Origin of the sequence: Bombilactobacillus bombi (assembly GCF_013607485.1) — a bacterium.
In the GTDB taxonomy this organism is placed as follows: domain Bacteria; phylum Bacillota; class Bacilli; order Lactobacillales; family Lactobacillaceae; genus Bombilactobacillus; species Bombilactobacillus bombi_A.
On sequence record NZ_SCHP01000003.1, the window covers coordinates 1 to 26,810 of the forward strand.

At 33.5% G+C, this 26,810-nt stretch carries 23 protein-coding genes and 3 pseudogenes; 10 read left to right on the plus strand and 16 right to left on the minus strand.

Annotated features, from left to right (window positions below; genetic code table 11):
* Window positions 1–289: MerR family DNA-binding protein (locus EQ827_RS01345; RefSeq protein WP_181189182.1), on the plus strand; the 289-nt coding region annotated here is incomplete at its 5' end.
* Window positions 290–491: 202 nt separating this feature from the next.
* On the opposite strand, the gene EQ827_RS01350 is transcribed toward EQ827_RS01345, so the two are convergent.
* The 3 genes from EQ827_RS01350 to EQ827_RS01360 are packed head-to-tail and all read right to left on the minus strand — an operon-like array spanning window position 492 to window position 1,493.
* Window positions 492–836, minus strand: a complete 345-nt coding sequence (locus EQ827_RS01350) for an SIR2 family NAD-dependent protein deacylase (protein WP_181189183.1) — start codon at window positions 834–836, stop codon at window positions 492–494.
* On the minus strand, window positions 818–1,123 hold the full coding sequence (locus EQ827_RS01355) for a hypothetical protein (RefSeq protein WP_181189184.1): 306 nt from the start codon (window positions 1,121–1,123) through the stop codon (window positions 818–820). Before EQ827_RS01355 ends, EQ827_RS01350 begins: the two co-directional genes overlap by 19 nt.
* Window positions 1,116–1,493: a carboxymuconolactone decarboxylase family protein gene (locus EQ827_RS01360; RefSeq protein ID WP_181189185.1), complete on the minus strand. Its 378-nt coding sequence runs from the start codon at window positions 1,491–1,493 to the stop codon at window positions 1,116–1,118. The genes EQ827_RS01355 and EQ827_RS01360 overlap by 8 nt, the downstream gene beginning before the upstream one ends.
* A gap of 207 nt (window positions 1,494–1,700) precedes the next feature.
* Between EQ827_RS01360 and EQ827_RS01365 the strand changes: the two are divergent.
* From EQ827_RS01365 to EQ827_RS01375, 3 genes and pseudogenes are all read left to right on the plus strand, one after another.
* A pseudogene (locus EQ827_RS01365) lies at window positions 1,701–2,530 on the plus strand (IS30 family transposase).
* Window positions 2,531–2,571: 41 nt separating this feature from the next.
* Window positions 2,572–2,955 (plus strand): AMP-binding protein, encoded by a 384-nt coding sequence (locus EQ827_RS01370; protein ID WP_258231770.1) that lies wholly within the window; start codon window positions 2,572–2,574, stop codon window positions 2,953–2,955.
* Entirely contained in the window at window positions 2,952–3,236 is a 285-nt protein-coding gene (locus tag EQ827_RS01375) for a hypothetical protein (protein ID WP_181189186.1), read from the plus strand. The genes EQ827_RS01370 and EQ827_RS01375 overlap by 4 nt, the downstream gene beginning before the upstream one ends.
* Window positions 3,237–3,239: 3 nt before the next feature.
* On the opposite strand, the gene EQ827_RS01380 is transcribed toward EQ827_RS01375, so the two are convergent.
* A complete protein-coding gene (locus EQ827_RS01380; protein ID WP_181189187.1) occupies window positions 3,240–3,800 on the minus strand; it encodes a TetR/AcrR family transcriptional regulator in 561 nt (186 codons plus the stop codon).
* 171 nt (window positions 3,801–3,971) lie between these two features.
* Between EQ827_RS01380 and EQ827_RS01385 the strand changes: the two genes are divergently transcribed.
* From EQ827_RS01385 to EQ827_RS01400, 4 genes and pseudogenes are all read left to right on the plus strand, one after another.
* Window positions 3,972–5,729: an MFS transporter gene (locus tag EQ827_RS01385; RefSeq protein ID WP_181189188.1), complete on the plus strand. Its 1,758-nt coding sequence runs from the start codon at window positions 3,972–3,974 to the stop codon at window positions 5,727–5,729.
* 199 nt (window positions 5,730–5,928) lie between these two features.
* Window positions 5,929–6,770 (plus strand): annotated as a pseudogene (locus EQ827_RS01390) (IS30 family transposase).
* Between the two features lie 203 nt (window positions 6,771–6,973).
* The gene (locus tag EQ827_RS01395) at window positions 6,974–7,264 is read left to right on the plus strand and encodes an ArsR/SmtB family transcription factor (RefSeq protein WP_181189189.1); all 291 of its coding nucleotides are present in this window, start codon (window positions 6,974–6,976) and stop codon (window positions 7,262–7,264) included.
* A 77-nt stretch (window positions 7,265–7,341) separates the two neighbouring features.
* Window positions 7,342–8,487: an MFS transporter gene (locus EQ827_RS01400; RefSeq protein ID WP_181189190.1), complete on the plus strand. Its 1,146-nt coding sequence runs from the start codon at window positions 7,342–7,344 to the stop codon at window positions 8,485–8,487.
* Window positions 8,488–8,765: 278 nt separating this feature from the next.
* Here the strand turns inward: EQ827_RS01400 and EQ827_RS01405 are convergent, their stop codons facing one another.
* From EQ827_RS01405 to EQ827_RS01435, 7 genes are all read right to left on the minus strand, one after another.
* Window positions 8,766–10,445: an ATP-binding cassette domain-containing protein gene (locus EQ827_RS01405; protein WP_181189191.1), complete on the minus strand. Its 1,680-nt coding sequence runs from the start codon at window positions 10,443–10,445 to the stop codon at window positions 8,766–8,768.
* A 6-nt stretch (window positions 10,446–10,451) separates the two neighbouring features.
* The gene (locus EQ827_RS01410) at window positions 10,452–12,035 is read right to left on the minus strand and encodes an ABC transporter transmembrane domain-containing protein (RefSeq protein WP_181189192.1); all 1,584 of its coding nucleotides are present in this window, start codon (window positions 12,033–12,035) and stop codon (window positions 10,452–10,454) included.
* A gap of 797 nt (window positions 12,036–12,832) precedes the next feature.
* On the minus strand, window positions 12,833–12,916 hold the full coding sequence (locus tag EQ827_RS09210) for a putative holin-like toxin (protein WP_219912611.1): 84 nt from the start codon (window positions 12,914–12,916) through the stop codon (window positions 12,833–12,835).
* Between the two features lie 344 nt (window positions 12,917–13,260).
* Window positions 13,261–13,500: a helix-turn-helix domain-containing protein gene (locus tag EQ827_RS01415; RefSeq protein WP_181189193.1), complete on the minus strand. Its 240-nt coding sequence runs from the start codon at window positions 13,498–13,500 to the stop codon at window positions 13,261–13,263.
* Between the two features lie 216 nt (window positions 13,501–13,716).
* Window positions 13,717–14,733, minus strand: a complete 1,017-nt coding sequence (gap, locus tag EQ827_RS01420; protein WP_181189194.1) for a type I glyceraldehyde-3-phosphate dehydrogenase — start codon at window positions 14,731–14,733, stop codon at window positions 13,717–13,719.
* A gap of 269 nt (window positions 14,734–15,002) precedes the next feature.
* Window positions 15,003–15,263, minus strand: a complete 261-nt coding sequence (locus EQ827_RS01425) for a DUF1727 domain-containing protein (RefSeq protein ID WP_181189195.1) — start codon at window positions 15,261–15,263, stop codon at window positions 15,003–15,005.
* A 916-nt stretch (window positions 15,264–16,179) separates the two neighbouring features.
* The gene (locus EQ827_RS01435) at window positions 16,180–17,136 is read right to left on the minus strand and encodes a DMT family transporter (protein ID WP_181189197.1); all 957 of its coding nucleotides are present in this window, start codon (window positions 17,134–17,136) and stop codon (window positions 16,180–16,182) included.
* Window positions 17,137–17,555: 419 nt separating this feature from the next.
* Here EQ827_RS01435 and EQ827_RS01440 point away from each other — a divergent pair, with 419 nt between their 5' ends.
* Entirely contained in the window at window positions 17,556–18,407 is an 852-nt protein-coding gene (locus EQ827_RS01440; RefSeq protein ID WP_309109319.1) for a LysR family transcriptional regulator, read from the plus strand.
* 455 nt (window positions 18,408–18,862) lie between these two features.
* Here the strand turns inward: EQ827_RS01440 and guaB are convergent, their stop codons facing one another.
* The 3 genes from guaB to EQ827_RS01455 form a co-directional block, all read right to left on the minus strand.
* Window positions 18,863–19,999, minus strand: a complete 1,137-nt coding sequence (guaB, locus tag EQ827_RS01445; protein WP_181189270.1) for an IMP dehydrogenase — start codon at window positions 19,997–19,999, stop codon at window positions 18,863–18,865.
* Window positions 20,000–20,087: 88 nt separating this feature from the next.
* Complete coding sequence (locus tag EQ827_RS01450; protein WP_181189198.1) at window positions 20,088–21,869, minus strand: adenine deaminase C-terminal domain-containing protein; 1,782 nt, start codon at window positions 21,867–21,869, stop codon at window positions 20,088–20,090.
* Window positions 21,870–21,886: 17 nt separating this feature from the next.
* Window positions 21,887–23,227 carry an NCS2 family permease gene (locus tag EQ827_RS01455; RefSeq protein ID WP_181189199.1) on the minus strand — a complete coding sequence of 447 codons (1,341 nt, stop codon included), beginning with the start codon at window positions 23,225–23,227 and terminating at the stop codon, window positions 21,887–21,889.
* Between the two features lie 170 nt (window positions 23,228–23,397).
* Between EQ827_RS01455 and add the strand changes: the two are divergent.
* Window positions 23,398–24,429, plus strand: a pseudogene (add, locus tag EQ827_RS01460) (adenosine deaminase).
* A gap of 89 nt (window positions 24,430–24,518) precedes the next feature.
* Here the strand turns inward: add and EQ827_RS01465 are convergent.
* Window positions 24,519–25,538, minus strand: a complete 1,020-nt coding sequence (locus EQ827_RS01465; protein ID WP_181189200.1) for a linear amide C-N hydrolase — start codon at window positions 25,536–25,538, stop codon at window positions 24,519–24,521.
* 162 nt (window positions 25,539–25,700) lie between these two features.
* Window positions 25,701–26,732 (minus strand): lipoate--protein ligase, encoded by a 1,032-nt coding sequence (locus tag EQ827_RS01470; RefSeq protein ID WP_181189201.1) that lies wholly within the window; start codon window positions 26,730–26,732, stop codon window positions 25,701–25,703.
* Window positions 26,733–26,810: the final 78 nt, after the last annotated feature.

A 26,810-nucleotide genomic window follows, 5' to 3' on the forward strand; every position in this document is an offset into this window, starting at 1 on the left:
AAAAACCAAAAATAATAAAGAAAAATATCCCAATTTATACAAAAGCAGATTTAAATGGATTGAATTTATAAAAAGACTCAAGAAAACTGGTATGCCTTTAAAACAAATAAAAAAATATTCCATTTTAAGATATAAAGGCGACAGCACTATTCAAGCTAGGTTGTCATTGCTGTATGATCAAAAGCAGCGTTTAGAAAAAAATAATAAAGAAATAGAAGCGCATATTGTGTTTTTAGAACAAAAAATCAATATTTATAAATCAAAATTAGCAACTGTAAATAACAGGTAGGAAAACTTTTTAAAGTTGTATTTATTAGCAATAGGGATTTGTGAAGGCAAAAATATCTTTCACAAATCCCTATTTTCATTACTGTAATTTTTCCTTAACAAGTCTGAATACTTCTGCTGCATTCCTATTTATATTAATGAGCTGCTGATTACTCTTATAAGGGCTAATATCACTATTAATAACAAATTTAACCCCTTTATTATTAAAAGAAGAAAAATTTCTCTTCGTTCCCAACTACAATAAGAATGTCTGAATTCTTCATTTCTTCTTCACCATTTTTAACTGCCTCCGAGTAACTAGCTAAATTACGTAAAACAAATTCAGGGATTACCGCACCGCCGCAGCTGCTGCAAATTGGCATTTTCTTTTGATCATAAGCTGCTAAATCCCAATCATATTTTTTATTGCACTTACAGCACCTATTCAAACGCATGTTTCCCCAATATTCAATAACGTTTTTTGAACCTGCCTTTTGATGTAATGTATCAATATTCATTGTTACTAAGCTTTTTAATATACCTGCATTTTCTAAATCAGCAAACACCATGTGTGTAGTACTGGGAATAGCATAAGGCTTAAAAAAGTTTTTCTATACAATCTATAAAATTCTACCGAGTTATTTATTGCAAAATTAGGATTTAGTAAACCAAAAACTCCCTGGTGAAAATGTAAATAACTAAATAAACCATCACTTTTTAAAATATTATTTATTCCGTCTAAATCTGGAATTCCAGAATCTGTAGATGCACCTGCTCCTGTAAAGGCAACAAGATGTTTTGATTCCAGTATTTTTTGACATAAAAATTCTATATTTACTATATCTGTTTTATTCACGTTCTTTAAATACTTCCTTAGCAACATTAATAGCATTTAAAACTTTTGGAAACCCTACATAAGGTATGCATTGAATAAAAGTTTCTATGATTTCTTCTTTTTTCCACCCTACATTCAAAGACGCATTTATGTGTACATCCAATTGTGCAGCAGTATCTCCTTGAGTTAATAAACTAGTAATTGTAATCATTTCTCTTTGTTTCAAATTTAAAATAGGTCGATTATAAATATCGCCAAAAGCAAATTCAAAAATATATTTACCAACATCGGGAGCAACATCTTTTAATGAATTCATAACATTATCAGCTGCCGGTCCATCAACGCTTGCTAAAGTTTTCTTTCCTAATGCTAATCTATTTAATTCTGTCATTTTGTAAACCTCCTTAGATGTGTAAATATCATAAAAAATATTTACCAGTCAAAAATATAAATGCTGGAGTTTACTCCATGTCAAGTTTTTTTCTTTTTAATTTAGTAACGCAGATTCTATAATTAATCCAAGCAGCCTTAATCTAAAAAACCCAAAGTAATTCCTTTACAATGGTAGTTACGACACAACCATTGTAAAGGAATTACTTTGAGTACTACTACTTTAATACAGTTTGACCGGGGAGCGAGCTCTTTTACACCAACAAAGTAAAACGCAGCAACAAATCGCTACTGCAGTGGGCGTAGTAAATCCACTATCTGTACAGAATTACAACGGGTGCAGCCTTATGCTCCCCTCTTAGCCCAACAAGATATCGATCAAAAAAGAAAGCATTGTGGCCGTAAAACGATTTTAGATGAGCCACTGAAGCAATTGATCGAAAACCATTTACGCTTACTTGGTCCCTAGAAACTATTGCCGCTAAATTTAAGTTAGCGACAGCTTCAATTTATAACTGGTTGAATCAGGGACAATTGGCGTTTGAGCTTCAGGACTTGCCCGATCGTAATCGCCGGCGGCAGCACAGCCAAGAAAAGTGTGGACAATATCAAACCGGCACCAGTATTGAGCAACGGCCAGCACCGGTCAATCAGCGGACAGAGTTTGGTCATTGGGAAGTCGATACAATTTTATCCAGTCGTGGGCAAAGCAAGGCTTGTTTAGTGACGTTTGTCGAACGCAGCAGTCGCTTACTTTGGGCTCTGAAAGCTCCGGATCGAATGACCCAGTCTTTAAACCAGGCTTTTGTGAGCTTTAAGCAGCGTTATGGCTTGACTACTTATTTCTGTCATCCTTATTCACCTTGGGAACGGGGGAATACTAACCGCAAACTGCGCTGGTTCTTTCCTAAGAAAACTGACTTTAAACAAGTGACTGCCGACCAAGTGTTGGCATCACTTGAACTGATTAATAATCGACCTTTAAAACTACACAATTATCGAACTGCCATTGAAGCTTTTAGAGTTTGTTCGGATTAAACTTGTAATCTGCCTTTAAATAAAAAAAGGATAAGATTAATCTGGTTCGTCGTTCTAGAAGAGTTCTAGGTGGTAATATTAAAAAAATTTGCTGCAGGGGTGCTATGTTCCCTAAAAGCTTAATAACATTTTTCAATAATTTAAATATTAAGTTAACAAATGGATATGGTATGACTGAATGTTCATCAATTATAAGTATTGGTTCTAATATTAATTCTAATACAGTTGGCAAAATTAACCCCCATTGTAAAATAAAAATTGTTAACGGCACAATTCTTGTTTCTGGCAGCATTTTAATGAGTGGTTATTTTAAGGAGCCAGAATTAACAAATGAAAAAATTAAAGATGGATGGTTAAATACTGAAGATATGGGTTTTATTGATAATAAGGGTGATTGCATATTACCGGAAGGAAAAAGAACTTGATAATTCTTTCTAACGGTAAAAATGTATCTCCAGAACTTTTGAAACAAAAAATAATGAAAAATCCCTTAATTCAGGCATGCGTTGTTTATGAAAAAAAAGACAGTATATATGTCAAAATGTATATTGAAGTGGATAATAATTATGAGGACAATAAAAAGAGTGTCTGCCAGTTTATTAATTCTTTAAACTATCAATTACCTAGCTTTGAAAGAATTGCAAATGTTATTATTGTAAATAAGGATTTTCAAAGGACAGCATCAGGTAAGATCGTTCGAAAATAGTTTTTAGATAAATAATTTTGACGTTTCTGAAAGAGCTTCAATAGTTAAATTGGCTATTTCGCTAGAACTTTTATCAGGATAATCTTTTAGCCATGTACTTACTATGTTCCATAATCCTCCAATAGACCAAAACATTAGCAACGATATCTTTAATTCGTTGCTTTTTTTGTTTTGTAAATGCCAGGGGAAATTGTTTGATAAGTATATCGTCCTAGCTTGTCTATTGTATTCATCTTGAAGATTAAACAATAAATTTCTATTTTGTAATATTATTAATTCAGTTTTGAATTTATTCCAAAAATCAAAAAAGAAAGCGATTAAATCTTTTAAATCTTTAAGAGAAATATTAGCAGCCGTCTCTTTATATTCTAAAATTGTTCTTTCATAAAATAATTTTAGTACATCATTTTTTGATTTAAAACGTCTATAAAATGTTTTACGTGAAATCTGAGCCTGAATGCATATTTCTTGTACAGTGATCTGTGATAATTCTTTATTTTTTAATAATTGAAATAGAGCTTCAATAATCCATTGTTTAGTTTGTTCAGTCATACGATTAGACATACATATTCTCCTTTTTGTGTCTTTTGGATACATTAATTATTTTTAATAGACACATATTAAGCTTTAATTAATTCTATTGAAAGTACTTTGAAAGTTAATTATACTAATGTTATCTACTTGATACAAGTGTATCAAATAGATAACATTGTATCAATAATTAAGGAGGATTTTATGCAAAATCAAGGAAAAAAAGGAATTATTTTGTTAATTCTTTGTATTGGCGCATTTTTGTGCATGCTTGATACTACAATTATGACAATAACAATTCCAAAAATTCAAGATGCTTTTAATATAGGCTTAAATCAGGTTTCTTGGGCAATTAACTTATACACCATTGTTTTTTCGTCTATAACTTTATTAATGGCACGGATTGCCGAAATTTATGGTAAGAATCGCTTTATGTTATTAGGTTTTACACTGTTTGGTGTAGGTTCATTAGTCAGTGGTTTATCAACTACTTTATTGATTCTATTTATTGGAAGAATTGTTCAAAGCATAGGCGCGGCATTAATTTTACCTTTAGCAAGTATCATTGGTTTATCATCTGTATCTATTGATAAGAGGAATAAGATTGTAGCTTTAATTGGTGGTGTTTCTGGATTAGCTGCTGCTATTGGTCCTACAATTGGAGGATTGGTAACAGAATATTTAGGCTGGCGCTGGGTATTTTTTATAAATGTTCCTCTTATAGTAATTGTAATAATTGTTTTCTTAATTGCTTTACCATTGGAAAAAAGTAAAGAACAAGGAATTAAATCACAAAAATTTGATTTTTTTGGTGCAATATTAAGTATTGTAATGATGTTTAGTTTTACTTTAGCTTTAATTAAAGGTAAAGATTGGGGCTGGAATTCTTTTAGTATTGTTTCACTTCTTTTTCTTTCTTTGATTTCATTAATTTTATTTATATTTAATGAAAGAAAATTCTCTTATCCTATGATTGATACAAAACTCTTTAGCAGCCATAATTTCGTGGGTGCAGCATTAATTTTATTATTTTGTAATTTTTTACTAGGCGGGTTTGTAATTCTTATACCTACCTATTTAGTTAAAATAGAAGGCTTAACGGAATTGCAAGCTGCGCTAATGATTTTGCCCTATTCTATTACGGTTTTAATTGCCACAGTGGGTTCATCATTACTAATGAAAAAAATAAATTCAAAATTTTTACTATTATTTGGGTTCATTTTTATCTTTAGTAGTTATGTACTATTAGGCAAACTTTATACTGATTGGCAAGAGAAATTAACTTATGCTTCTATACTATTAGGCATAGGTTACGGTATTATTGCTGGGCCATCCGTCGTAATTGCAGCATCTGATTTTACGGGCAAACAATTGACCACTTCACAAAGTGTTACTAATGTTTTGCGTCAAGTAGGCTTAGTAATATCGATTGCAATTTGTATGTCTTTATTATCATCTAATATGATAACTGCTAGAACTAATATTACTAATTATGCAGATAGTAAAATTGATAGATCTGATTTACCTAACAATATAAAAAGTAAAATGAAGCATAAAATAAATTCTAATGTTGAAGCTAGTGCAAGTCAAAATAGCTCTAATAAGTTAAATCAAAATACTATTAATTTGAATAAGATTAAAGTAACAAAAGCTCAACGTGATTCAATTATAGAAAATAATTTAGTAAACTTATTAGCAAAAAAGGGAGTATCTCTAGACAAAATGCCGATAGGACAACAAAAATTGTTACGTCAACAGATTGCTAAAAAAGTTAATAAGGAAATTGATCACAAAGAAATTATAATTAAAAAGACAATTTCTCAATTAATTAGGAAAATCCATAGAATATCGATCCATGAAATTAAAAGTGCTTTTTTAAATATATATGTTACAATTTCGTATTTCATTATTCTTGGATTAATCCCTATAGTTTTTTTGAAAAAACAAAAATCTTCTAATTAAAATAGTTACAGTTATGGATTAAAAATTTGAAGGTAATTTTGTGCTTCCAATCTTATAAAAAGCGGTGTTGATATTATGATTCATAATTTTAATTTTTTTCGCAGATTCTATAATTAATCCGAACAGCCTTAATCTAAAAAAACCAAAGTAATTCCTTTACAATGGTAGTTACTACACAAACCATGAAAGAAGGATTACTTTGAGCACTACTACTTTAACACAGTTTGACCGCGGAGCCATAGCTCTTTTACACCAACAAGGTAAAACACAGCAACAAATCGCTACTGCAGTGGGTGTAGCGAAGTCCACTTCTGTACGGAATTACAACGGGTGCAGCCTTATGATCCCCTCTTAGCCCAACAAGATGCCGATCAAAAAAGAAAGCATTGTGGCCGTAAAACGATTCTAGATGAGCGCCTGAAGCAACTGATCGAAAACCATTTACGCTTAACTTGGTCCCCGGAAACGATTGCCACTAAATTTAAGTTAGCGACAGCTTCAATTTATAACTGGTTGAATCAAGGTAAACTGGATTTTAAGCTTCAGGACTTGCCCGATCGTAATCGTCGGCGGCAACACAGCCAAGAAAAACGTGGACAATATCAAACCGGCACCAGTATTGAGCAACGGCCGGCAATGGTCAATCAGCGGGCAGAGTTTGGTCATTGGGAAGTCGATACGGTTTTATCCAGTCGTGGGCAAAGCAAGGCTTGTTTAGTGACCTTTGTCGAACGCAGCAGTCGCTTACTTTGGGCTCTGAAAGCTCCAGATCGAACGGTCCAGTCTTTAAACCAGGTTTTTGGAAGCTTTATGCAGCGTTTTGGCTTAACTACTTATTTCTGTCATCCTTATTCGCCTTGGGAACGGGGCAGCAATGAGTACTTTAACCGCAAACTGCGCTGGTTCTTTCCGAAGAAAACGGACTTTAATCAAGTGACTGCCGATCAAGTGTTGGCAACAATTGAACTGATTAATAATCGACCTTTAAAACTGCACAATTATCGGACTGCCATTGAAGTTTTTAGAGCTTGTTCGGATTAATTATAGAATCTGCGATTTTTAATTAATAAGATCAAAAAAATTGACATGCTTGCATCTCTAAATGGATTTAAATAGAAATTTACCAATTTTTAATAACTGAATTTTTCTCTTTTTTCATTTAAGCTTGCTAATACAAATGTTCTGTAAAACAAAAATTCTTTAATATCATTGACTTAAAATTATCACAATAGTATCATTATTTTATGATTATCAAACAATTAACTAAAGACGAAATCAGAGTTCAAGTATTTAAGGCTTTAGCCGATGAAGCACGTTTAACAATCGTTCGAATTCTAAATTCTCAAGATAAGGAATGGAGCTGTGGAGAAATTGGAGAGAGTTTAGACATTAATAAGTCAACAGTTTCTTACCATTTTAAAATTTTGAGGGAAGCTGGACTTACTACTACCAGAAAATCTGGACAAAATAGATTTGTGTATTTAAACAGGAACTTCATCGAAGAAATATTGCCCGGATTCTTGGAAACTTTGTAAATATTAATACCTTAAAAAAGGTATTTTTTTTATTAAAATTGTTTGATAGTTTTAAAACTACAAAAGAGGGCTACTCAATGAAAAAATATTCTTTAATGTTTTTCCTAACTATGTTTTTAATTGGAACTGATACTTTTTTAATTTCACCATTACTTCCTACACTAAGTAAGCTATATGGAATATCTACTTCTATTTCTGGATGGATGGTAAGTGCATATGCAATTGGATATGCTGTATTCGCTTTAATATCAGGACCTATTTCAGATGGTCGTGATCGCAAAAAAGTGATGTTGTGGGGACTACTAGCTTTTGCTATTTCTACTCTTTTATGCGCCTTTGCTACCAGCTTTCCTTTCATGCTTTTGTTCAGATTATTAGCTGGTATTAGTGCCTCTTTTGTTACACCGCAAGTATGGGCATCTATTCCCATAGTTGTTGATAAAAAAGATATTGTAAAGGTAATGGGCTATGCTACTGCAGGCTTGTCAGTTTCCCAATTAGTAGGCATTCCTATTGGTAGCTATTTAGCGGTACTTTCTTGGCGAACACCTTTTTATGTAATATCTGCAGCGTCAATAGTTTTATTATTATTATTAATTTACGCATTACCGGAATTAGAAATTGGAAAACGCGAACATTCATCATTTTTAAAAACTTATGTACAAATTCTTAATAATAGATTGGCATTAAGCTACTTATTTGCCTATTGTGTATTTCAAACAGGCTCTTTCACAGCAACAACATTTGTGTCAACTTGGTTTACAGGTAGCTTTGGCTTATCATTATCAGGTGTTGGTACTGCTATGATTGCAATCGGTGCTGGTAATTTGATTGGATCTTTAACCGGTAGCAAAATAGTAAATAAGCTCGGATTAGAAAGAACGTTTCTGTATGAATTAATTGCTTTAATTGTTTTATATTTACTCACACCATTAGTTCACAACTTTTGGTCGGCAGAAATACTATTGACTATAGTATTTTTAGTTAATGGTTTTATTTTCCCCTTATTCATGACAACTCTGCAAAGTACTGTCAAAAACGAAAGAAGTACAATTTCCTCATTATCTAATGCTGCCATGTATTTAGGAGAAACCATCGCAGGTATTGCAGGTGGTATTTTATTCAAACAATTTACAGGATATAGTGGCATTGGACCATTTGTCGCTATTATGATCCTCATAGCATTAATACTCTATACAAGATCTGGTATTTTTAAACAGTAGATTAAAGATATAATCTGTAAACATCTTTTAAACAAAACCAGATATGCTATAATTAGGTAAATAAAAGAGCTGATGCTCGAACACCAACTCATGCTGGGCCGTTTTAAAGACGGTGACGCAATATTAACTATTTAATAACCGCCAACTGGTCAAAGTCATGGCGGTTATTTTTTTAAAAATTTTTATACTAGGCTGATTATTTACGTGCTGAATGTATCAGAAGCAATTGTTGATTCCTCAAAGTCCCTTGTCCTCAAAGTTTACAGATTCCATTAAGCTCAACAGATATTCTTATTACGCTCACTCCAAATCACGTTATTTCCTTTAGAATAAAGTATCGCATGCCTTGTAAATAATTGGGTTGCAGAATAATTCCGATGTGATATAAATATAAAAGTTATTTTTGGATATTTTTTAATAATATTTGAGAAAATTTCTCTTTCAAGTTTATAATCCAACGCACTAGTACTTTCATCAAAGACAATTAGTTTTGGTAACTTAATTAATGCTCTGGCTATGCCAATCATTTGAATTTGTCCGCCAGATAATCCTCTGCCATCTGGGTGAATCACTTCTTGTAATCGATCCTTGAGATTAGCGGAGAAATGGAGAATTTTTAAAATTTCCTTTACTTTGCGACTATTTTTTACACTTTCACCCAAACAAATATTATCTAATAGCGTCATTTTATAGAGTTTAATATTTTGAGGAATTATTACACAAAAATTTTGCCAATTTTTTCTGGAAACATCTTTAAAATGAGCATCATTAAAAGTAACGATTTTTGATCTCCAAAGGTTGTCTTTTTTATCCACTGGATACAGTAATGCCGTATTAATTAATGAAGATTTACCCACACCAGATTTCCCGCTTATCAGAATTCTATCACCAGAGTTAATAATAACTTTTCCTTGAAGTATAGAACCATTAATTAATTGAGATCCATCTTTAATAGTGATAGGAAACGGATGAGTAATATCCCCCTTTCCCTCAAAAAAAGTTGCCTCATTAATTTGGCTACTCAGTTCATTAATTCTCTTAATAGCAGGTTTATTCTCTTGAAAATTAATCATTAAAGATACAAGAACTGCCATTGCCGGCACAATCCATTGGTATATTTGATAAATTGCAACAACATTGGCCAGCGTATTTACTTTGCTGTCAGAGCCAACGTACCAGATTAGTCCTAAGAATATTACCAGAGTACATATTACTTCTGAAACCCCTTGAAGCAAGTTCAAAAAAGCGGTTTGTTTATTTATCAATAGTTGACTTTTAAATAAGCTGTTTGCTTGTTGATGCCATCTATTTTTAATAAATTTTGCAAAATTCGAATTATTACGGATACTAATAGTTCCGGAAAAGGAAGTATCTAAAATTTGATTCCAGCTAGTTTCCTGTGATAAATATTTGGAATTACTTTTTTCCAAGCGATATGATTGTAAATATATAAATGTATATTCAAATACGTTAACAAGCAACAAGATAAGACCGATTTTTAGGTTAAAAAATAAAATAAGAGCAAATCCGATTGCAATAGTTGTACTTAACCATAAAAGATTGCCAATGCCCCGAAAAATCATCCCGGTAACTTGTTCTGTTTCCTTTAATAAACGATGTATTACCTCTTCTTTGTTTAATTGAATTGAAAAACAACTTAAATATTTAGTATAGATATGCTCTCGAAATTCCTTGCTATTTTTGATAACAAAAGAAGAAAGATATAAATCCAAAATAATTAATCCACAAGTCATCAGTGGAATTATTATTAATGATAAAGTAATTACAAGTAATTCATTCGCCCTTTTATTAGGTATTAAGCTACCCAAGGCCACCTTAGTTAAAATAGGAGGCAATAATAGAATAGTAGATCTTATTATAGTTATTATGAAAATAAGTAGCTTGCGCCCATGATTACCATGCCAAAGAACATTATAAAAATCAGAATTATTTTTCATTTAACATCAATCTCCTGTTATGTTGCCATACTTACCAAAAAGTGGTGGATAATTAACGCCCTTAAAAAGCATAACTGTGTCATTTATGCCGATTTCCTCTGTTCTATGTAGCGCTTCAAAAATAATAGTATCTCGATGCTTATTAACTAACGTTTTGATTTGTCTTGCTGTCTCATGATCCATGGAAGACGTGATTTCGTCTAACAATAAGATTGAATGTGACTGTACTAAAGAACGAAAAATACATATAACTTGTCTTTCTCCACCTGATAATTGGTAAGCACCTGGAGCAATTTTTGTATCTAGACCCTCAGGAAATCTTTTAGCCCAATTGCTTAAAAATAGCGCTTCTTCCTCAGATAGATGTGTATTCTCTGCAAAGAAGATATTGTCGCGAATAGTTCCCTGGATAATTATAGTTTGCTGGTCAACAAAGGCTATCTGTTTTTTAAGAAATTCTTTTTTAATTTTTGTTGATAAATAATTGTTGAATATATATTGATATTTGGAGTTATTTTGTTCTCCGCATAGCCCCCGCAAAAAGGTTGTTTTTCCCGAACCGATTCCTCCAATCAAATAAATATGCATACCTGGTAACGCATTTACAACCAACTTAGAACCATAAAAGATAGCTATCTTCTTTACTTCGCCTATTTCTTTAGATCCTGTAGTTATTTCAGTAGAATTTAAATAGCTTTCAATAGACTTTTTAGAAATCATGGCTTGCTGTAGGTCAACAAAGATTGAAAAGAAGGCTTTAAAAGGAGCATTTATGTATGATATTAATCCAATAACACTAACCAATTGTCCCATAGAAATAATATGATTCATACTCATAACGCCACCAACTAGCAAGGCCAAAGCCGGAGATAATGCATCTAATATTCTGGGAAATGTTTTAAATAAATTTTTTGAAATGTCTATTTGTAAAAAAGCTTTTTCCCATTTTTGCTGTAATTCATTATAAATACGTGCAAAAAAGTTAATATTATCATACTGATATATTTCTTCTTTATTATCACTAGTATTATCTACAATTCCTTGTAAATCAGCCTGTGCTTTTCTAAAGTCATGTATTGCTTGATGTTGTTTTCTACCGAAAAATTTAAATGGAAAAATATAAATACAGGTTGAGAGCAGCACACATACCAATAACCAACTATTAATGCAGAATAGAAAATAAACTGCTCCGATAAACATTGTGACTTGCTGGACACATGTTGGTATTGTATTAGAAAACATTAACTGTAGGTTATTAATATCATTAGAGAATATTTGTCGATAATCTCCATTTTGATACTCCATATTGGCTTCATAATTAATTGTAAAATACTTATTTATCAGTTTCTGCCTGGTTTCATTAGCGTAATCACAACCAATTCTTTCTGTTAAATACTCGTTAATTAACGCTAGTAAATTAGATAAGATCAAAAAAGCAAATAGTGTTAAGAGAAAGTAATCAATATTCCTATTATTCAAAAATGCGTCTGTTAATTTGCCAATAATGTTCGGTATTTGAACAGTAAGTAAAGCTACAAAAATACTCCAGATTATAATCATTAATATTTTATTGCATTGTCTTATTTCCATCTCATCAGCTCCTTGAACAGAGAATGAAATTATTTTAAATATTATTCAAGCTCACTCCATTTATAATTATTATTTAATCTTTCCAAAATTAACTGAAAATCCATTCTAGACTGATGTACATAGAACTGGAAAAAGTGGTTATCCTTAGATTATGTTAAAATTATCATCTATCCAACAACAATTTCAAAAAGTCCTTTCGGTTTAAAAGTTGATTTGTGAAAGTAGTGTCCTATCAAACCTTTGCATAGCTTGCATTGCTAATTAATTCGATAACATTAGAATAGTATTAATATTATTTGCAGTAAAGTTGAATTTTAATTTGGAGATAATTAATTTTTTAAAGTCACATATAACTTTACTAATCAGATTACCCTGCTACTTTATTTATGAAAGAAAATTTATATTACTGCCTTCATGGCGGTGTTGATATGATGTCTTTTATTGGAATTAAATTACAAATTTTTACAAGAAAATAATATTAATCAGCTTATCAAGTACAACTATAGTGTAGGCGATTATTTTGAACTAATTTTTGATTAATTCTATAGCTAAAGTAACTATGCAGTCGATGCCATAAACGTACAAAAAGCTTGAAATTCAAAAAGAGAATATTATTAATTTGATCTTTGCAAATATCTTACAAACAAAACCAGATATGCTATAATGTAGATAAATAAAAGAGCTGGCGCTGTAACACCAACTCTTGATGTAAGCCGCTTTAAGAGCGGTAGCCATACATTATAGAAGCAAATTAGCTGTCCTATAACCGACTAAAGTTTATGATGAGGACAGCTTTTTTATTTGTCATCATGATGATCCATAATTGCTACTACCAATAGTGCAAATGAAATCATCAGTGACAAAACTTGAAAAGTACTCAAGAGTGCTGTTATATCCTTTCATGAGTTTTCTTCCGTATCTTCATACGCAAGCACCTCCTTGAAGATCCAACAGCCACCGCCCATAAAACTTCTTACCAAATTATTATATCATAGCTCTATGATAACTCTGATTGATAGTTGCTGATTGATAAAATCAAATTTTAATTAGTTCTAATATTGCTTGCTTTTAAAAATAAGCTATTTTCCCTCTCTTTTCCTCATTTTCATCTGCAAACATCTTTCAAACAAAACCAGATATACTATAATGTAGATAAATAAAAGAGCTGGTGCTGTAACACCAACTCTTATGTAGAGCCGTTTTAAAGACGGTGACGCAATAACAGTTATTTAATAACCGCTAACTGGTCAAAGTCATGGCGGTTATTTTTTTGGTTGAATTTCATCAATTCTATAATTAATCTGGTTAACTCAATGCCGAAAGTTCCAACATTAATTATAACAAGAACTAATTGTAGAATGTCCGCTATGCCCACTGAAGTAGCGATTTGTTGCTGTGTTTTACCTTGTTGGTGTAAAAGAGCTATCGCTCCGCGGTCAAACTGTGTTAAAGTAGTAGTGCTCAAAATAATCCTTCTTTCATGGTTTGTGTAGTAACTACCATTGTAAAGGAATTACTTTGGGTTTTTTAGATTAAAGCTGTTCGGATTAATTATAGAATCTGCGAGATCAATTAAATTAAAAAGACTTTGAATTTACTTCTAAATCAAGTAACTAAAAAGTCTTTTTATAATCATAAATTATAGAATCTGCTATTTATATTTTTAAATAGCTCAATTTTATCATAATAAATTTGAAAATTTTTGTAATGTCCGAATCATTTGTGCGGTAAAGCCCGATTCATTATCATACCAAGCTACAACCTTGACCATTTGTAAATCACCGGCTGTCACAACTTCTGTTTGAGTAGGATCAAAAATTGAACCATATTGAGAGCCAATAACATCAGAAGAAACAATATCTTCATCATTATAGCCAAAAGATTCATTACCTAAGGTGACCTTTCTGAGAGCAGAATTTACTTCCTCAACTGTCACTTTCTTACTCAGAACCACATCTAATTCAGTAAGAGAGCCAGTTATAACTGGTATTCTTTGTGCATGACCATTTAACTTACCCTGTAATTCTGGAATTACTAAACCTATTGCTTTAGCAGCTCCTGTAGAATGAGGAATTGTATTTTCAGCTGCTGCGCGAGCTGAACGTTTATTGCCCTTACGATCAGGACCATCTTGCAACTTTTGGGTGGCAGTGTAGGCATGTACAGTGGTCATTGTACCAACTTTAATTGCAAAAGCGTCATTTACCGCTTTAGCTAGTGGTGCTAAACAATTAGTAGTACAGGAAGCTGCCGAGATAATTCGATCATTTTTGGTTAAAGTATCATCATTAACACTATACACAATAGTTTTCATGTCACCTGAAGGTGCTGAAATTAAAACTTTTTTTACTCCAGCATCCAAATGAGCCTGTGCTTTTTCTTTAGAAGTATAAAATCCAGTGCTTTCAAGAACTAATTCAACGCCATCATTTTTAACCCAAGGAATATTACGCGCATCAGCCTCAGCATATACAGGTATTTTTTTACCGTCAATAACAATCGCATTATCAGTTGCTGAAACTTCATGGTCAAAAATACCATGTGCAGTATCATACTTTAATAAATGTGCTAACATCTCTGGTGAAGTTAAATCATTAACCGCAGTTATTTCTAAGTCATGTTTTGCTACTTCAAAAATTCTCCGTAAAGCCATTCGACCGATTCGACCAAAACCATTAATACCCACTTTTGTAACCATAATATTCTTTCTCCTTTAAGAAAATTAATTATTTTAAAAGGTTTTATTCCCATTAAAATATTTTTCATTTGTTATAACCAACAATTACAAACTATTTAACACGTATTGTGTAATATTGATAAAATAAAGGATTGTAAAAACGCCTCCTGTTATTTTATTTAACATTGCAGCTTATTTCTTATTTGCACCATTGCAGTATAAGTTGCAAGAAGATAAATCTTTCCACATAATTGCTGTCTCAATGCACCAATCAAATGATCAAGGTTTGCTTAGTTCCAAAGTCTCGCTTCTGGAGCTCCTGCAACCTGAAAGCAAAAATTAAAATCATGACCACGTTCGCCACCAGTAATTATTTTGTTAATCCTGTTAAAAGGCAATTCTTCTAAATTACCATCCCATATCAAGCTGGTATCTAATCCATCAGCATAATTAGAATTTAAAACAAAACTTACACAATAATTAATCGAATCGTTTTTTAACATTGTGATTACTTGATTCAATCCCACGGGAATTTTTACTAAAATAATCATCCGCTATTTATTATCCAATTGAACAACTTCTTGCTGACCGAAGATCCGTTTATTTTTAGACAATGATTGCCTAATTTGAGAATTTTTAATACCAAATTCTCTCTATTGCGTAGGCTGCCAGTATATTATAAACATTATATAAACCACCAATATTAATTGAATATATACTATTATTAATAGAAAATTCAGATTTATCAGGCAATAAGCTAATCAATTTTATAATTTGATATTTCATCTTTGGTCGTTTGAATTCGCAATTTAAACAAAAGTAGCTGCCCAAACCACTATAAGTCAAAATATGATAATGCATAATCCGTCTGCAATAAGGACATAAGACACCATCTACGTTCCTTAGTGCCAATAAATCTTTTTGTTCTTTGCCATAATCGCTAAAGCCGTAATAAATTTTTGGATTGGTTAATTAGTAAAATTGAAAACATTAGCATCTGTATTAATAATTAACTACTCTTTTGGAGCTTTTTAATACTTGCTACTGTTTTTGTCAAGTGTTGTGTAAGTTTCACTATAGCGGTCCATCTGATCTCTAAAAATATTAGTAAGAATAAAATAACTAGGAGTAATAGAAAAACAAGTTATTTCTACATTTGATTCATCAACTTCTAAAACTGCAATTTTATAGCATTGTTCTCCGTTAATGTAGTCAGCTAAAAAAGTCGTATAATCCCTTGTATCATATTAGAACCACTTGCATTTGTTAGAACATGTGAATATTTTTGCTGTAAAATATTCTTAATTAATGCCGTTGTTACCGTTTTGCCATTAGTACCTGTTACCATAATTATTTTATAACCTTGGCTGAGGAATTTTAAAATAGTAGGATCAATCCAGTAAGCTATTTTGCCAGGAAGGGAACTGCCTTGACGAAGAACGTGCTAACTTCGTTTTTTATGCTCATTTATTTAACAGTTTCTTGTGCTGTTGCTTGACTTTTCTTTTTTGTAATATAACGATTATAAAGATTGTTCCCAACCAAAGCCCCAATAGTTACTAAACAACCAATTATTTCAAATGATGAAACATGATAACCATTAATTATGGTAATAATGAAAGAAGTAATTGGCACCAAATTCATAAAAAGAATTCCATTAATGGGAGTAACAATACGATTACCTAAATTCCAAGCAAAAACTGCGATGACTCCTGCAAGACTAATCATATATAATAAGGCGTTTCTGACACCACCAATTTGCGTCATTGTTGGTACCTTCAACCACCCCATTGCAGTTGTTACTATTAATACGGCTATAACAGAAAACACTCCTAAAATTGAGGTTAAAGTAGAATACCGCAAGATACTCCATTCAGGAAAATCTGCACCGCCAGTAGTGTAAATAACCCAACATAAAGCTCCCAATAAGATTAGCACCATTGCTAAAACTGTATTATGACCAGAAACTAAAACTGAAACGTTACCCTTAGTAACGACCATAAATACACCAATAGCAGCTACAATCATAGAAATAAGTGAGACTGTAGTAGGTTTGACTCCGCGATATACCCAACTCACAAGTACACCTAATAAGGGTTGAACTGCCATCATAACCGAAGCAATAATTGAACCAGATGATCCAGCAATTTGTTGACCTAAAAATACTAAAAAGCTAAAGCCAGCAAAAGCTGAGGTGCCGAAAATCCATAATTTACCAGTTTGACCCTCAGTTTGAAAAGCTTTAGGTCCTTCTACAATTAATAAGATAATGGCAAAAATGATTGCAACACTACCATATCTTAGTAATGTGAAATAAAATGGATCAATAATCTTTAAAGCGGGAGCCATAACTGGAAACATCCCACCCCATGATAAAACGGAAACCAGGCAAAGTAACAAGCCATAAAGGTATTTTTTTGACATATTCTCTACTCCTATTTTTATTTTAAAAAATTATCATACTTTACTTTGCCTGATAGACTATAATTTATATTGTCTACGAGCTTAACTGATGTATTAATATTTAAATTTTTTAATAGATTTTCAATGACACACAAAATATTTTTCTTTGATATAGTAGATTCATCATTTAATTTATTTTTAGCTATAGGTAATGCATGAAAAGAACTTCTAAAATATTAGAATATTTGATAAAGCTTGTAGTTTTGCTACGCATATAAAAATCACCTCCTTTATTAAAAGAAGAATAACATTTACATTTTAAATATAGAATAATTGATTTATAATATGGGGGTATAACTTATAAGAATATCGTTGAAATTAAAATATATGGGGGAGAAATCATAATAAATATCAATTCTTTTAATATTGAGCTTTTATACATATTGATAGCTGTAGCTGATTTAAAAAGTATTAATAAAGCTAGCAGTATACTAATGCAAACTCAACCAGCAATAAGTAAAAAAATAAAGAACTTAGAGAATTACTATGGTAAACAATTATTCATAAGAAGTTCAACTGGAATGGAATTAACATTAGATGGTCAAAAAATATACTTAGAAGCTCAAAAAATAATAGATCAGTTTGAAAAATTGCGTAATAACATTATTGAAGACAACAATATTAACATGAAAAATCTAAAGATAGGAACTTTAGATAGTATTTCTTCATACATGTATCCTTCATTTTTTGCAATATCTATATCAAATTTCAAAAAAATAAATATAACTAATAAAATATTTGATTTAATAGTTCCTTTTAACAATAAAAAACTTGATGCTATATTAATGGATACTGCTTTTAAAAAAGAAATACTGGGAAAATTTGAAGAAATAAAGTTATTTGAGGAGCCTTACTGCTTAGTATTTTCTAGTAAAAACCCAGATATTGCACGAATTAAGGAAAATAGTATTAGTGCTAATAATATTAAAAAATTAAACATTATAATGTACCCTAAATATTGTCCTATACATAAACGTATAGTTCAAATTTATAATGAATTGAATATTACTGCACCTAAAATTATTGAAGTAGATTATAGTGAGTCTACTATTTCCATAGTTTCAAGATCAAATTATGTAACAATTTTGCCAAAATCATTAGCTGTAAACAAAGTAACTCTTGCCCCAACAAAATTAGCCATGAAGCAACTTGACAATACGTTTAGGAGAAAAGTTTCATTATTTGCTCGAGATAATAGAGTTTTAAATTATGTATATAATTCTTTATATTAGTTTTCTAAAACAGTTTCAAATTCATATTAAAATAATAAGACAGCTCTCATCATAATTGAAGTTTCTCATATTTTTAGACAATACTAGCGATCGAGAGACATTGCATTATTGTGGGAGAATAGATAGACACTTGTTTTATTTTATCGATCAATTATTGCATCGTAGTCGCCTCCCATCTGCTGCTAAAGATGGCGACGAACTAAGTATCTAATAATATTTTTTAAGTTAATCCGTAATCTTTTTAATACAATCTACCAATTAATTTAAGTTGATATGTGAACCGTTTTGCTCTGGACATGGGCACGATGATACACCAAATTGCACCTTAAATTTCCTATTTTAATTTAGATTTAGGACTCTGTGCTGCATAGAAATAGCCGCAAAATATGTTTTTCAATTTTGCGGCTATTTCTAGTTTTACTTTTACTCTTCTTATAAAGATAAAGAAGAATAAATTACCGGTGATAGTTCGGAGCTTGTTTAGTTATTGTAATATCATGTGGATGTGACTCTGTTAAACCAGCATTAGTAATTTGGATAAATTGAGCCTTATTAATCAAATCAGCAATTGTATGAGCTCCCACGTAACCCATACCTGAACGTAAACTGCCGACAATTTGATAGATAATATCATTCACATCGCCCTTATAAGGCAACTTTCCTTCGATACCTTCTGGCACTAGTTTTTTAGTTTCATGAACTTTGCTTTGGAAATAACGATCTGAAGAGCCTTCTTTCATAGCAGCTACGGATCCCATTCCCCGATAGGTTTTATATTGATTACCCTTTTCATCAGTCAAGACTTCACCAGGTGCTTGCAGGCTTCCGGCCAACATATTGCCCAACATCACTGCATTACCTCCAGCTGCTAAGGCTTTTACAATGTCACCGCAATATTTAATTCCCCCATCAGCAATAATTTGTTTACCATATTGTTGTGCAACTTGTGCTGCATCAAAAACTGCTGTAATTTGAGGTACACCCACACCAGCAATGACTCGGGTAGTACAAATTGAACCTGGTCCAATTCCTACTTTTACCACATCAACTCCAGCTTCGAATAAGGCTTTCGTGCCAGCTGCTGTAGCAACATTACCAGCAATAAGTGTTTGGTGAGGATAAGTAGCTCTAATTTCGGCTATTTTATTTAGAACACCTTGAGAATGTCCGTGAGCTGTATCAATTACAATTGCATCTACGCCCGCATCAATTAAAGCTTGAGCCCGAGTAAAGGTTTCTTCAGAAATACCAATAGCGGCCGCCACTAACAAGTGATCTTTTTCGTCAACTGCTGAATCTGCCGACAAAGATGCACGTTGTTTTACTGTTGTAACTTGCTTAACTTGATCGGCGATACTCATATTTTTATGAATTACGCCTAATCCTCCCAGCTGAGCCAAAGCAATTGCCATGGGAGCTTCTGTGACAGTATCCATACCTGCACTTAATACCGGTATTTTCAAATGTAAGTTTGTTCCCAACTGTGTTGCGGTATTCACTTCACGAGGTAAAACATCACTAGCAGCAGGAATTAATAACACATCGTCAAAAGTGAGCCCCAATTTTGTAAACTTCTCCGAACGGTCCAAAATTTCTTACCTCCATAATAGTGTAAATTTAATCTACTTTAGCACAAAAATTATCTAAAAGTAAACTAGTACATAACCCTTCAGGGAAAAGTTATTCGGCATGCATGTCTAAAATGGGGTCAAAATAAGTTAAATGTGTATAATCAACATTTCCGCCATCAGTAATCGCTAAATCTGGTATTGCCGTGATGGGAAGAAATGATAAATAAAATAAGGGATCGGGTAAATGACAGCCTAATTGTTCAGCGGCAGCTTTTAATTCTAATTCTTTTTGAGCTAACTCTTGCGGCGGCAAGTCGCTAGCGATACCGGCAAGCGGCAATTTTAAAAATGCTAGTACTTTCCCAGCTGCAACTACCACTTGGCCACCCCCATTTTCAATGAGTGTATTAGCCGCAAAAGCCATATCATCTGTGTCCACGCCAGCAACTACTAAATTATTGTCATCCGGAGCAGCCGTCGTAGCAATAGCACCTTGTTGTAGTGACCAACCCGAAATAAAGCCGCGAGCATGATTTTGATTGATGCCATAGCGTTCAATAACGGACACCAAAGCTGTATCTTGTTGCACACTAGGTAATACTAAGCCGTCTTGTACAGCCAATTGAACATCGCGCCGTTTTCTAACAAAGGGTCCTACGCTATTAATTGTTTGAACTGTAACTTGGCCCTTATTAATATTTACTGGATAAGCAAAATCATGCTCCGTTAGTGGTGCATGCTGCACTGTTGCTTGTAGATGTGCACTACGTTGAGGCGGTTGAAAGTTCGGTAGAATCTGCTTTTGCAACATAACTACTTGACCTTTACTAATAACTGTTTCTACTTGAAATGACTCCGGACGATCTATCAAAAGAATATCCGCGTCTTTACCAGGCGCAATTGAGCCAACCTTTTGTTCAATTTGATAAGCCTGGGCACTATTGAGCGTTGCCATCTGAATTGCAGTCATAGGGTCTACACCCGCTTGAATAGCTAAGCGCACTAAATGATCTAAGTGACCCTGAGTTAGGATATCATGCGCTGTCACATCATCTGTACAAAAACTCATCTGGCGAGCTATCCCGGCAGGGCCTTTAGTTAAAGCTTGGATATTTTTACGTAAAAATTTAGTTACCGACGACTCTCTTAGAACCACGTGAAGGCCCTTACGGGCTTTTTCTAGTAATTCTTCAGGACTATAGCTTTCATGATCAATTTGGACTCCACTCATTAAAAATTCATTCAAATCAACACCTGTCGCCATGGGTGAACATCCAAAAATAGGTTTATGATATTTTTGGGCAAGGCTTAATGCTTTTAAAGTATCTTTGTCCTTTAATTGAACTGCTTCACGCACGGTTTCCCAAACTCCATAGCAATTAGGTTTCGGTAAGTAAGTTTCATGATCTTGAGCGGATACTTCATAAGCAATTGTAGACTTAGGAATAGTATAGGGCGTCTTATAAGGCAATCCCCAAAAAACTTTTAGCGGTGTTTGCTTGATTTCAGCAAAAATTTCTTTTAGGCCTGTTATTCCTACAACTGAAATATACTCATCCAAGCCAGTCACTATACTGGTAGTTCCATGAGGAACTACTGCCTGTGCAAAGCGTGTCATGCTTAATTTACTGCACTCCACGTGAATATGGCCATCAATCAGTCCAGGAACTAAGTATTTACCTGCGGCATTAATATGGCGTGTCTGCGGTCCAATATATGCCGTGATATCTTGGTCTACCGCGACTATGCGTTGCTGATAGATAGCTACATTAGCAGCGTAATATTCAGCGGTATTAACATTTACTAAAGTACCATTTTCAATCACCAAATCAGCCGGAATTTTTGCGGCACCAGCAGTAATGTATGATTCTAGTTGATCAACTGTTGTCATTAAAATTTCCTCCCCAGTTATGCGGTAGTTCCATTCGGCATAATATTTAAAATGTATAGTAATAAAATAAAGACAAAAAATAAAATCCAAGTGATTAGGTTAACTTCTTTGCGACGCCCAGCAGCAGTCATTAAAATAGGATAAGTTAAAAAGCCAAAGGCAATACCATAAGAAATGTTATATGTCAGCGGCATTCCAATCACTACCAAAAAAGCTGGCAAGGCTACTTCAAATTTATCCCAATCAATTTCGCGCAAGGATGACATCATTAAAACTCCTACAACAATTAAAGCAGGCGCAGTAACTTGATTAGTTACAATTGTCAATAACGGCGAAAATAACAAACTCAAAACAAATAAGACGCCCGTGGTCAAAGCTGTTAAACCAGTACGCCCACCGATAGCAATGCCAGCCGAAGATTCTACATAAGCTGAAGTAGGCGTAGTGCCCATAACTGCACCTGCTAACATTGATAACGAGTCGGCCATTAAAGCGCGACCAATTCGAGGCATTTTATTATTTTTCATAATTCCAGCCTGCTGAGCTAGACCAATCAGTGTCCCAGCAGTATCAAAAAAGGCTACTAATAAGAAAATGAGCACTACCGCCCACATTTGCGGATCCGTGATAATCGACAGATTAGCAATACCCACACCAAAAGTTGGCTTTAAGCTCGGCGTTAAAGAAATCCATTGTTGTGGGGCTTTAATTAAACCGGTAACTAATCCTAAAAGCGTAGTGGCTACTAGACCTATAAAAATTGCCCCGGGAATTTTTCGAGCCATTAAAATTCCAATAACAAAAATCCCAAAAATAGTTAGCAAAGTTGTAGGTTTGGTAAAAGAACCAATTGCGACTAAAGAAGACTTACTAGCAACTACTAAACCGCCACCTTGTAAGCCGACAAAAGCAATAAAAATACCAATTCCAGCCGCCATCGCTGATTTTAATTCCTGGGGAATTGCATCAATAACAATTTCGCGAATTTTAAAAAAGGATAAAATCGTAAAAAGTACTGAGGCAACAAATACCCCTGCTAAAGCCTTTTGCCAGGAAATACCCATTCCCAAAACCACTGAATAAGTAAAAAAGGCATTATCACCTAACCCGGGAGCAATAGCAATTGGATAATTAGCCAAAAAAGCCATCAACAAACAGCCAATAATGGCCGAAAGCGCTGTTGCTGTAAAAACAGCGCCCTTATCCATTCCTGAAGCACCTAAAATACTAGGATTAACAAACAAGATATAAGCCATAGATACAAAGGTCGTTAAACCGGCCAACATCTCTCTATGAACAGTCGTATGTTGTTCAGATAAATGAAAGACCTGATCTAAAATACCCTGATTATCGTTCATCACTACTTTAAACACCCCTTATCAGAATTTGTTTATGTCCGTATTATTCCATACATTTTTCTAAAATACAACACTAAAGTTCGTATTTTAATCATTGAAAATCTTAATAAAATCTGATATGCTAAATTTATTCAGTTATAAACGAACATTAATTCAAGGAGGTAGTCATATTGTCCACTACTGTCACTCAACAATTTACCGAAGGCCTGCCCAAGGCAGAATTACATTTGCATATTGAAGGTACTTTAGAACCTGAATTAAAATTAAAATTAGCCCAACGAAACCACATTGATATTGGTCAAACTTCGATTGCTGAAATTAAAAAGACTTATAATTACCATGATTTGGCTTCTTTTCTAGCAGTATATTATCCCGCTATGAATGTCTTACAACATGAAGCCGACTTTTATGACTTGGCTATGGCATACTTAAAGCGAGCAGCAGCCAATAATGTCCGCCATGTCGAAATTTTCTTTGACCCCCAGGCTCATACCAGCCGCGGGATTGATTTTGCTACTGTCATTAACGGCTTATATCAAGCCACTGTTGACGCGCGTGCTTTAAATATTGATGCCCGCTTGATTATGTGTTTTTTGCGTGATTTTTCCAAAGAATCCGCCCGTCAGACCTTAGCAGAAGCCTTACATTATAAAGACAAAATTATCGGCATTGGCTTAGATTCAGATGAACACAACAATCCACCTTTAAAATTTGCCCGTCAATTTGAAGATGCTGCTGCTGCAGGTCTGCATTTAACTACGCATTGTGATATTGACTAAAAAGATTCCATTGAGCATATCCGACAAGCCTTAGAAATTATGGGAGTTGAAAGATTAGATCACGGCACCAACATAGTTGAAGATGCTGATTTAGTAGCCTTTGCGGCTAAAAATCATATTGGCCTAACTTCTTGTCCGCTCTCCAACACTTTTGTTACTCCTGAAATGAAGGGTAAAGAAGTTCTTGAACTATTAACTCAAGGTGTGCCCGTATCCATTCACTCAGATGATCCTGCTTATTTTGGTGGCTATATTAACGACAATTATTACGCAATCGCACAACAATTTAATTTAACTCAAGAGCAAATTGTCCAATTAGCTCGTAATTCCTTTACAACTTCTTGGATTAGTCCTGAACAAAAACAAATCTACTTAGCAGAATTGGATCAGTATGTGACTAACTACCAAAAACAAAATTCCTAAGCATTACTTATCTAACTCACAAAAACAGGGTAGGACGAAATATCCTACCCTGTTTTCTTTACTATAACCACCTATTAAAAAATAAATTATTAATCCAATTCAATTACCTGATTAGATATCTTGATTTTAGTTCGCGTAATCCCGGAGCGGCCCAAAGTTAAAGTACTAGTATTAAAGGCCAGACCCAGGCTGGTACGGACAAACAATTTCCGAGCGGCTAAATCATAACCTACCCAATAACGAGTATGATCACTCACCGGGCTATTTTTGTAGCCACGCTGAATACCCCGAGGGACAATAACAGACTGTAAAACAGAAAATAATTGGTTCATCCCATCTTGAGCCGGGAATTTCTCTAAACTATTAGCCAATAAGGCAGCCCGAACAAAGCGTGAAGGTGAAGTGTAATCACCCGGTAAACCTAACATGCCATAACCCGTCCCGGTCGCAATCGGAGTTAATGCCAGACGATTATTATAAACAATTCTACTCTTATGCGGATTCAAATTAGTTAAATTAACATAATTTCGCAAATTAGTCACATGCCAAATATATTCCGGACTATTTGTCATCACACCTACACTATCATAAATTTTAAATGCACCTTGATCAGTCGGCTCTAATATGACACTGTCATTAGTTTCATCAATAAAAACATAGTGTCCCGAAAACTGTGAACGAATAAAACCATGGCGATAAGGATGATATAAGAGCCCGTATTCTTGAATGTGCTGTCTGATTTCGGCCACACTTTTAAAATTAGATAGAACAAATGTAACTAATTCTTCTCCCAAGAGCGGCTGCAAATTGCGCTTTTGTAACTGTTGTAAGGAGCCATGACTGCTCTCCAGTAATACCTGTAAATCCCCAGCTAAACCGGCAGAATTAACCCCATCAAACATATTAAGATTCTTAGCTGACCCAATGCCCATCACATCATATTTACTTTGCCAAGATTTCAAGCGACTGGTGATTTTAGCACCCTTAGGGATATTAATGATTTCAGCAGGCAATCCAGCATCATCTTCAAATACGCCAACATTTAAATCCATAGTCCGACCCCAAAATACTTGCCCATTGTCTGCTGTTAAAGAAATACTTGTACACATTGTTATTACCTTCTCTTTTGCAGTTAGAATAATTATAACAACACTACAAATTTACGTATATAAATAACTATCATAATAATATTAAAGCGCCTCTTAATCAATTAGATTAAAAGACGCTTTATTAATATTACTTTTCAGCTAAATTAGATCCAGTTCAATTAACTATTCATATTTTTTCAAAATTAAATCTGCCACCGTTTTGGGCCCAATCTTACCTAAATTTTGTTCAAGATTACTTTTTTCTAGAGCTTGAATTAAAGCCGAGCGCTCATACTTTGTCCCAATAAGACGCTGATCGATAACTTCGACATCCCCTTTAGTAATAAAGTCTCCATAGATTTGGCATTCGGTAATTATGCCATCAGTAACCGTGTAATTAAAAGCAACGGTCCCAATATCAAAATGATGCGAAACATATTCATGATAACCGGGATTCTTACCAAAATTCCATTCGTCGGTCTTATATTTGGTCTTTAAATTATTATCAATATTTTGCCAGTCGGCAGCTGTTAAAGAATAAGTCTCAATCTCCGCTAAATTCTTGACTCCAAACATATGACACAATAAATAATTTTTAAAGTCTTCTCCAGTCCAATGTTGATATTGTGCGGGCAGATAAGGCTTAATGTTAGTTATCCGCTTGTCAACTGATTTAACGCCCTTTGATTGCAATTTTTCTTGATTAGGTGTTAAAACTTGGCGTGCCGCTTGATTATCCAAATCAAACATAATTGTCCCACCAGCAGCATAGGAATCGCCCACTTTAACCATGGTCATGCCGCAAAACTTCTTGCCTTCAATCACGAGGTCATTACGGCCGCTTAACTGTGCATTTACTCCTAAATCTTGTAAAGCACTTAAAATCGGTGCGCCAATTGCCGCATAATTATCAACCTTTGCAGTAGGATCATTAACTACTATATTTTCAAAAATTATATTACCATAATCTTGATATACCGCCCCACCGCCAGAAGATCGCCGGACTAAATCAATATTATGTGCCTTTAAATAAGATAAATTGACTTCAGCGTAGGCATTTTGATGGACGCCAATAATCACAGCAGGATGGTTAATATAGGCAATAATGCCATGTCCTTGAATCCTTTTGGTTTGAATTAAATAATTATCCAAGGACTGATTAATAATTGGATCATAAAGCGGCTTAGAATCTCTATTTGTATCAATTAAGAACATGCAGCACCTCCACTAAAATGTTTCTCAAGTAGATGTTAGCATTTTAAACGAAAATTTGAAAGCGCTACGATTTGTTTT

What these genes read in the sequence shown, in the direction of transcription:
- EQ827_RS01470 (WP_181189201.1), bottom strand. Translation starts at nt 26,732, where the DNA reads ATGTTCTTAATTGATACAAATAGAGATTCTAAGCCGCTTTATGATCCA.
- EQ827_RS01435 (WP_181189197.1), bottom strand. Translation starts at nt 17,136, where the DNA reads ATGTCAAAAAAATACCTTTATGGCTTGTTACTTTGCCTGGTTTCCGTT.
- EQ827_RS01405 (WP_181189191.1), bottom strand. Translation starts at nt 10,445, where the DNA reads ATGAAAAATAATTCTGATTTTTATAATGTTCTTTGGCATGGTAATCAT.
- EQ827_RS01360 (WP_181189185.1), bottom strand. Translation starts at nt 1,493, where the DNA reads ATGACAGAATTAAATAGATTAGCATTAGGAAAGAAAACTTTAGCAAGC.
- EQ827_RS01395 (WP_181189189.1), top strand. Translation starts at nt 6,974, where the DNA reads ATGATTATCAAACAATTAACTAAAGACGAAATCAGAGTTCAAGTATTT.
- EQ827_RS01465 (WP_181189200.1), bottom strand. Translation starts at nt 25,538, where the DNA reads ATGTGTACAAGTATTTCTTTAACAGCAGACAATGGGCAAGTATTTTGG.
- EQ827_RS01455 (WP_181189199.1), bottom strand. Translation starts at nt 23,227, where the DNA reads ATGAACGATAATCAGGGTATTTTAGATCAGGTCTTTCATTTATCTGAA.
- EQ827_RS01380 (WP_181189187.1), bottom strand. Translation starts at nt 3,800, where the DNA reads ATGTCTAATCGTATGACTGAACAAACTAAACAATGGATTATTGAAGCT.
- EQ827_RS01450 (WP_181189198.1), bottom strand. Translation starts at nt 21,869, where the DNA reads ATGACAACAGTTGATCAACTAGAATCATACATTACTGCTGGTGCCGCA.
- EQ827_RS01350 (WP_181189183.1), bottom strand. Translation starts at nt 836, where the DNA reads ATGGTGTTTGCTGATTTAGAAAATGCAGGTATATTAAAAAGCTTAGTA.
- EQ827_RS01385 (WP_181189188.1), top strand. Translation starts at nt 3,972, where the DNA reads ATGCAAAATCAAGGAAAAAAAGGAATTATTTTGTTAATTCTTTGTATT.
- gap (WP_181189194.1), bottom strand. Translation starts at nt 14,733, where the DNA reads ATGGTTACAAAAGTGGGTATTAATGGTTTTGGTCGAATCGGTCGAATG.
- EQ827_RS01425 (WP_181189195.1), bottom strand. Translation starts at nt 15,263, where the DNA reads ATGATTATTTTAGTAAAAATTCCCGTGGGATTGAATCAAGTAATCACA.
- EQ827_RS01400 (WP_181189190.1), top strand. Translation starts at nt 7,342, where the DNA reads ATGAAAAAATATTCTTTAATGTTTTTCCTAACTATGTTTTTAATTGGA.
- EQ827_RS01410 (WP_181189192.1), bottom strand. Translation starts at nt 12,035, where the DNA reads ATGGAAATAAGACAATGCAATAAAATATTAATGATTATAATCTGGAGT.